The 8049-nt window shown below is 55.1% G+C and carries 6 protein-coding genes; all 6 read left to right on the top strand.

Annotated elements, in window-relative coordinates; genetic code table 11:
• Positions 1–2527: type VI secretion system ATPase TssH (tssH, locus tag AAIR21_RS27010; protein ID WP_434682720.1), on the top strand; the 2527-nt coding region annotated here is incomplete at its 5' end.
• Positions 2520–4877 (top strand): type VI secretion system Vgr family protein, encoded by a 2358-nt coding sequence (locus AAIR21_RS27015; protein ID WP_434682722.1) that lies wholly within the window; start codon positions 2520–2522, stop codon positions 4875–4877. The genes tssH and AAIR21_RS27015, both read left to right, overlap by 8 nt.
• Before the next feature lie 15 nt (positions 4878–4892).
• Entirely contained in the window at positions 4893–7133 is a 2241-nt protein-coding gene (locus AAIR21_RS27020) for a hypothetical protein (RefSeq protein ID WP_434682723.1), read from the top strand.
• Between the two features lies 1 nt (position 7134).
• On the top strand, positions 7135–7578 hold the full coding sequence (locus AAIR21_RS27025; RefSeq protein ID WP_434682724.1) for a hypothetical protein: 444 nt from the start codon (positions 7135–7137) through the stop codon (positions 7576–7578).
• 105 nt (positions 7579–7683) lie between these two features.
• Positions 7684–7839: a lysozyme inhibitor LprI family protein gene (locus AAIR21_RS27030; protein ID WP_434682725.1), complete on the top strand. Its 156-nt coding sequence runs from the start codon at positions 7684–7686 to the stop codon at positions 7837–7839.
• A gap of 62 nt (positions 7840–7901) precedes the next feature.
• Positions 7902–8049 (top strand): PAAR domain-containing protein (locus tag AAIR21_RS27035; protein WP_434682726.1); only part of this gene is annotated, 148 nt, incomplete at its 3' end.

Below are 8049 nucleotides of genomic sequence, written 5' to 3' on the forward strand. Positions count from 1 at the left end.
CGTGCTGGCCCGCCGCTATGAGTGGGACATGGACACCGTCTGGCAGGACCTGCTGGCGTATCTGGACCGGCAACCCCGGACTGTCAGACGTCTCCCGAAACTGTCAGCGCAGTTTAGCGAGCTGCTGCGCCAGGCCTGGCTGTGTGCGTCGATGGCGGGGGAAGAGCAAATACGCAGTATCCATCTGCTGATGGCTTTTCGCAGCCATCCGTCGCTGCTGCACTGCGACGGTCTCTGGCCGTTGCTTACCCTGACTACCGGGCAGATAGCGCAGCTGCGTCCGTTGCTGGATGCGCAGTCAGATGAACGCCCGGAAGAGCAGTCCAGAGATGCCCTGCTGATGACGGGTGACGGCGGCGATACCGGCAGCGTGGAATTTATCGGGCGTCCCGTGGATGCTGATTCCCCTGCAATAAAGGAAGGCAAACCCACCACCGCCCTGCTGGCGGTGCTTGACCGTTTCACCACCGACGTGACGGCCAGGGCCCGCGACGGCAAAATTGACCCGGTGTTTGGTCGCGATAATGAAATCCGCCAGATGGTGGACATTCTCTCCCGGCGGCGCAAGAACAACCCGATTCTGGTGGGGGAGCCGGGCGTCGGCAAGACCGCGCTGGTGGAGGGACTGGCGCTGCGCATTGCCGAAGGTAACGTCCCGGAGTCGCTCAAACCGGTTATTCTGCGCACCCTTGACCTCGGTCTGCTGCAGGCCGGGGCCGGGGTCAAAGGGGAGTTCGAGCAGCGCCTCAAAAACATCATCGACGCGGTGCAGCAATCCCCTCTCCCCGTGCTGCTGTTTATCGATGAAGCCCACACCATCATCGGGGCCGGTAACCAGGCGGGCGGCGCGGATGCGGCCAATCTGCTGAAACCGGCGCTGGCCCGGGGTGAACTCAGAACCATTGCCGCCACCACCTGGAGCGAATACAAGCAGTATTTTGAGCGTGACGCCGCGCTGGAGCGCCGCTTCCAGCGGGTTTTGGTGGATGAGCCGGACGACGACACCGCCTGCCTGATGCTCAGAGGGCTTAAGTCCCGCTACGCGGAACACCACGGCGTGCATATCAGCGATGAGGCGGTTCGCGCCGCCGTCACGCTCTCGCGTCGCTACCTCACCGGACGTCAGCTGCCGGACAAGGCGGTGGACCTGCTGGATACCGCCGCTGCCCGCGTGCGCATGAGTCTGGATACGGTCCCGGAGGCCCTCACCCGGCTGGCGGCGCAGGAGAATGCCCTGGTACTGGAGGAGGAGGCCCTGCTGGAAGACCAGGCGGTGGGGCAGCACATTAATGACGCCCGGCTGACAGAGATTGCGCAGCAGACCCGCCAGCTCACCGCAGAGCAGCAGCGTCTGGAAGACCGCTACAACCAGGAGAAAACGCTGGTCACGCAGCTGCTGGAAAGCCGCAACGCGCCCGAATCACAACCACAGACTGCAGAACTGCAGCAACAGTTGCAGCAACTGCAGCAGAACAGCCCGCTGCTGTGCCCGGACGTGGACGTGCGGATGGTGGCGGAGGTCATCGCCGACTGGACCGGCGTGCCACTCTCCTCATTAATGAAGGACGAACAGACGGAGCTGCTGCATCTGGAAGCCCTGTTACAGCAGCGCGTGGTGGGCCAGGACACCGCGCTCACCGCCATCGCACAGCGCCTGCGGGCGTCAAAAACCGGGCTGACGCCGGAGAACGGCCCGCAGGGCGTGTTCCTGCTGGCGGGCCCCAGCGGCACCGGCAAGACCGAAACCGCCCACGCGCTGGCGGACGCGCTGTACGGCGGGGAGAAGTCGCTGATTACCATCAACCTCTCCGAATACCAGGAGCCGCACACCGTCTCACAGCTCAAGGGCTCCCCGCCGGGCTACGTCGGCTACGGCCAGGGCGGTATTCTCACCGAAGCGGTACGCAAACGCCCTTACAGTGTGGTGCTGCTGGATGAAGTCGAAAAAGCCCACCGGGACGTGATGAACCTGTTCTACCAGGTGTTTGACCGGGGATTCATGCGCGACGGCGAAGGGCGGGAAATTGATTTTCGCAACACCGTGATTCTGATGACCTCGAACCTCGGCAGCGACCACATCATGCAGCAGCTTGCAGAAAATCAGCAGACCACGGACGCCGAACTGCACGCGCTGGTCAGACCGCTGCTGCGTGACCACTTCCAGCCCGCGCTGCTGGCGCGTTTTCAGACGGTACTGTACCGCCCGCTCGGCGAGGCACCGCTTCGCACCATCGTGGCGATGAAGCTTGAGAAGGTCACCCAGCGACTCACCCGCCACTACGGCATCGCCACCACCCTTGATGACAGCCTGTCTGATGCGCTGGCGGCGGCCTGCCTGCTGCCGGACACCGGGGCGCGTAATATCGACAGCCTGCTCAACCAGCAGATACTGCCGGTGCTGAGCCAGCAGCTGCTGCATCACCTCGCAGCCGGACAGAAGCCGCAAAACCTGACGCTCAGCTGGCACGATGAGGAAGGCATCGTGATGGAGTTTGTGGCCCCGGAAAAGGCGGTGAACCATGAGTGAGATACTGACCGGTCTGGCGGACCTGGCCGTTCAGACGCTTATCAGCCAGTCCCGTTACCGTCTGGACGTGCATGAATGCCCGCATTTTCTGGATGTGCTGTCGTTCAGGGCCGAAGAATCCCTCAGCTCACCCTGGCATTATCATATCCGGGTGACCTGCGGGGCGGCGGATATCGCCTGTGATGCGCTGTTGCTGAAATTTGCGTCATTTACGTTTCAGGTGCCGGATTTTAACGGCAGGGCCGCCACCCCCTTGCGTACCCTGCACGGCGTGGTGAAGTCTTTCAGACGACTTTCCACTTCGGCGGATGAAACGACGTACCAGCTCACCCTGGTGCCGCGCATTGCGCTGCTGCAGTTCACCCGCCAGAGTGCCATTTATCAGAATGTCACCGTGCCGGAGCTGGTGGAGCAGATACTGCGCTCGCACGGTCTGGAAGGCCCTGATTTTGAGTTCAGCCTGACGCGGGACTACCCGGTACGCGAACTCATCACCCAGTGGCAGGAGACGGACCTGGCGTTTGTGCAGCGCATTCTGGCAGAGGTCGGGATTTTCTGGCGCACGGAGATGGATGAGAAACGCCAGATGGATGTTGTGGTGTTCATGGATACCCAGGCGCAGTATCTGTTCGGGACCCGGCTACCATTACGTTCTCCATCGGGGACGAGTGATAACGGCCAGGCGAGCATCTGGGCTATCCGCACCTCGCATCAGGTGGTAAGCAGCCGCGTGACCACCCGTGATTACAACTACCGGCAGGCGCTGATACCTCAGGACAGCACGGAAAGCCTCAGCGGTGACGACGGTATCACGACAGGAGAGGTCTACCACTATGCGGAGCCTTTTCTGTCGGCAGGGGATACGGATACCCCGGAAGCCGGGGCGTTTTATGCCCGGCTGCGCCATGAGCGTCTCCTGAACGCACAGCACCAGGTCACCGGGCGTTCGACCAGCCCGCAGCTGTTACCCGGCCAGGTGCTGGAGAGCGACGTTTCCCTGCCGGAGAGTCTGAAAGAGGGGATGGTTATCACCCGCATTCGCGCTCGTGGCTCCCGAAGCCGCAGCTTTATTCTGGATTTTGATGCCATTCCCTACAGTGAAACGGTCTGTTTTCGTCCTGCTCTGGTCGTCCGTCCGGTGGTTGCCGGAACACTGGTGGCGCGTGTGGAAAGTGAGACCACGGGCGACAGCTATGCCTGGCTGGACCTCCAGGGGCGCTATCGCGTCCGGGTCAACGTGGACCGCAGCGACAGCGGTGCCGGAGAAGCGTACCTCTGGCTGCGGCTCGCGAAGCCGTACGCCGGATATGAATACGGCTGGCACGCCCCGCTGCTGGACGGTACGGAAGTGGCGATTGCCTTTGATGCAGGCGACCCGGACCGCCCCTATATCGCCAGCGCCCTGCATGATTCAGAGCACCCGGACCCGGTGACGCAGGACAACCATACCCGTAACGTGCTGCGTACGCCGTCCAACAACAAGCTGCGTCTGGAGGACCAGCAGGCGCAGGAACACATCAAGCTGGCAACGGAATATGGCAAGAGCCAGCTGAATATGGGGCATCTGGTCAACGCTGAGCGCCAGGTCCGGGGAACCGGCTTTGAGCTGCGCACCGACGAGTACGGTGCCCTTCGTGCGGCGCGTGGACTGTTTCTGAGCGCTGACGAGCAGCCGAAAGCGCAGGGCCAGGTGCTGGAGATGAGCGCGGCGGTCAGTCAGATAACGCAGGCGAATAACGAAATGCAGGCGCTGCATGACGCGGCGCAGGCGGCTCAGGCGCTGACCTGTGATATCCGGGCCCAGAGGGCGCTGCTTGATGAACGGCTGAAACAGCTGCAGTCTGCGGTACTGCTGGCGAGCGCCCCCCGTGGCGTGGCCTTCACCTCGGGTGAACATGTACAACTGACGGCCAGCCAGAACGTGATGGTTAACGCCGGTCAGCACCTTGACCTCGGGGCGATGAAAAACGTCTCGGTGGCGGCAGAGGCGTCACTGGGGCTTTTTGCGCATAAAGAGGGTATGAAACTGATTGCCGGTCAGGGGGATATCGCCATCCAGGCCCAGCACAATACGATGGCGCTCAGCGCGGAGAAGCAGGTCACCATCACCAGTACAGAGGATGAAATTATCATCAGCACGCCGAAAACGCTGACGCTGAACGGTGGCGGCTCTTACCTGAAGCTGAGCGAGAACGGCATTGAGCATGGCTCTGAAGGGAAGATGATCATGAAGGTGGCGGAGTATCTGGTTCCTGGCTCGGGAGCGAGCCTTTCTGCAGATACCTCAGAGTTCGGCGTATCTACGCTGACGGAAGTGAAGCATATCGACAGCAAGTCATTTCACGACTGACGGAGATAAAACATCGTGTCTGTTATACCCAAAATTGTATGGCCGGTTCCTGCCGATCGCAGGGGAAATGCTTTTAGTCATCAGGAGGATGTGCTTGCTCATCTGAACGGAGAACCTACGGGGCTTTTTCTTGTCGGGCGTAGTGGGATGTGGCATCCCGGGATCCATATCACGCAGGTCACGACCCCCTGGTGTGCGCTTAGTGGCAAAGCGGTATCAGAGCACACAGACTTCCCTGTGGCGTACAAAGGGGAGCAGGCTGTGCGTTGTATGGCCGACGGAGAAGTCGTTGCCTACCGGATCTGCCAGGATTATCTCGATATTCCATGGGAATCCGGGCCGCTATTGTTTTCCGGCTCATTTTTGCTGGTACGTCACTATATTCAGCCGGGGGAGACGGAAAAAAGCGGCCTGCATTTTTATACTCTCTATATGCATCTGGCCCCTTATTCGGCTTATGATGAACTGCAGGATAAACCCCTCTGGACCGTTCAGAATGCACTGTCGGTTTATCACCCTGACTGGCTCATGGTTGCGGCAAGCCATAACCCGGATTCTGTAAACAGTAGTTACCGGGCTGGAACAATCCCGAAAGGTGCCATTGTCGAATGGGATGAGTCTGACGACAGCCTGCATGTGATGGGCTTCAACCAGCGCAAATACGGTCTGGTGACTTACCTGGGACTGAACGAAGAAGCACAAAAAAACAATGTAAAAACATCACTTAAAGCCGGGCAGCAGTACTGGATGCTGGTTGATAACCACAATATCGCCCTGGGGGCCGGTTCTGTGGTGCGGCCTGCATGGTGGCGTTCCTTGATGCCACCAGCGAAAGACAGCATGGTATTTGACCAGGTGGTATGTCCGGAGCCTTTCCCTATACACGCTGGTGATCCGGTTGGGCATCTGGGATATTATCAGTCGCCGAAAGATGGAAGTTATGTTTCGCGTTATCAGGTGCATATTGAGTGTTTCAGTATGGATGATAACCTGCCGCAGTTTCTCAACAATCCGGAAAAGGCCGGTGCTGAACATCCGCTGTGGCTGAAGTATTCGCCGGATCTGGATCTGTACAGTAAAAATATTCGGGCTGGAACGTTCGGGAAAGACGGCAGAGTGACCAACAGGGCCGGATTGCTGAAACTGAGCGACCTGAGAACGGAGACGGATGCTACAACAAACCAGGAGTACTGGCTGTTGCCCCCTGAAAATGGCTATGTCCCCAAAGGTCAGGCTCAACCGGAATTATTATCTCAGTATGACCTGGGGAAACTGGGGTTCAGAACGGAAATAGTAGACCCTCCGAGTTTTGATTACCTTGACGGTAAAACCCAGCCAGTGGGGCTGGTGCGTCGTATTTTTGAATGGATTCTGGAAGTGGCTAAAAACGATCCGCGTCCCAGCCATGCAATGGCAAAACACGGTTACCAGTACCTGCTGAATAAGATTGACAGCGGGGAACCGTATTACTCTTCTGGAGAATACCTGCGGGCGATTCACCGACCGGACTACCAGGATGTTGTGCAAAAAGCGATAGTGAAGCATCCGAGCGACTGGTATCACAAAAAAGGCGATGCAATATGGCAGTCATTTCTGGAACCGTTAAAGAAAGAAGCACCGGAATGGAAGGCTTATAGTGAGGCTTTTATCGATAAAATGGCATGGATGCAGGATGTTACATCTGAAAAACTTGGCCCTTCACTGTGGCATATGCACCCGCTTAGATTCCTGGGCTCATTAAAGGACCAAAATCTTGATGAAATCGCATGGGGTGCTAAAGTTTCAAAAGAATTTAAACTTAAGGTTATTGAAGTTTGTGAGCGACTGGAAATAAACCCAGATTATTTAATGTCATGTATGGCATTTGAAACAGGAGAAACATTTTCCCCAAGCGTTAGAAATCCAAATGGAAGTGCTACTGGCCTGATACAATTTATGTCGAATACTGCGCGGTCTTTAGGTACGACAACTAATGAATTGGCTGGCATGACTTCGGTAGAACAAATGGATTATGTGGAAAAATATTTCAAACCGTACACTGGAAAGATTAAAACAATTGAAGATGTTTATATGGTTATATTCTGCCCCAGGGCTGTAGGAAAACCAGATAGTTACATTCTGTATGATGAAGGTAGAAGCTATAATGATAATAAAGGCTTAGATCTGAATAAAGATAATACAATAACCAAGTATGAAGCAGGCTTTAAAGTAAGAGAGAAATTAAAATTAGGAATGAGAGAAGGATATCGAGGTTAACATGCGAAAAACTCTGTCTTTGATAGTTACACTTTTGCCTATGTATAGTATGGCAAACAGTTTCGACTTGCCTACAGTTCATTCAATAAAAAATGGAAATCAATGTGAAATATCCTTTAATGATAAAGTTGTTTCGAAGCATGACTGTGAGTATGAGTCTCCTTCATATTTGACATCTTACTCTCTCCTTGCTGACTCTTGGACTGGAGTTTGGATATTCCAGGATTCTCCAATGGGAAATGCTTGTGAGGCTGGTGCAATTAGAATTATTTCCTTAGATTCTGAAAATAAAATCCAGGTGCATAAGCCGATAGATTACTGCATGGGTTCTGTTATGATTAACAATGACGGCGATAAAGTCAAAATTAATATTCAAGATATCAGTGATTCTAAAAAGTCTGAAGTGTGGACATTTAAAGGCAACAAACTAGTGAAGCTAAAATAGATATATTCCCTATAATCTCTGTTCGGTATTTTGTCAGTGTTGCTCCAGTTATCAAATTAATTACCTCCAAAAGTAGAGGGGAGTGATTTTAAAAATTCTCGGTAAATTACGGCGCAAAAAAACTGGATTGCATCACGTGAAAATTGGTGTGATGTCCAAGGATTTATAATCGGTTCGCCGATGTACAGCATATGCCGTATGGACATGAATATTTCAAGAGTGAATGAGTTAAATGACTTACTGGAACAGATACAGGATTAATCTGTCTGGAGGCTAGTTACTTTAACCTAATGATAATTATCAACTCATAGAGGTCCTTATTAATGCTCCAGATTATCCGCAAAGGCGATAAAACCACCCACGGTGGTTCGGTATTAACTGCTTCTGAAACCATGAAGTTCGGCGGTATCGGCGTTGCCCGTAAAGGTGACAAAGTTTCCTGCCCGGTTAACGGTCATGGTCCCACCACGA

This window comes from Enterobacter sp. PTB, assembly GCF_051130085.1.
Lineage (GTDB): Bacteria > Pseudomonadota > Gammaproteobacteria > Enterobacterales > Enterobacteriaceae > Enterobacter > Enterobacter ludwigii.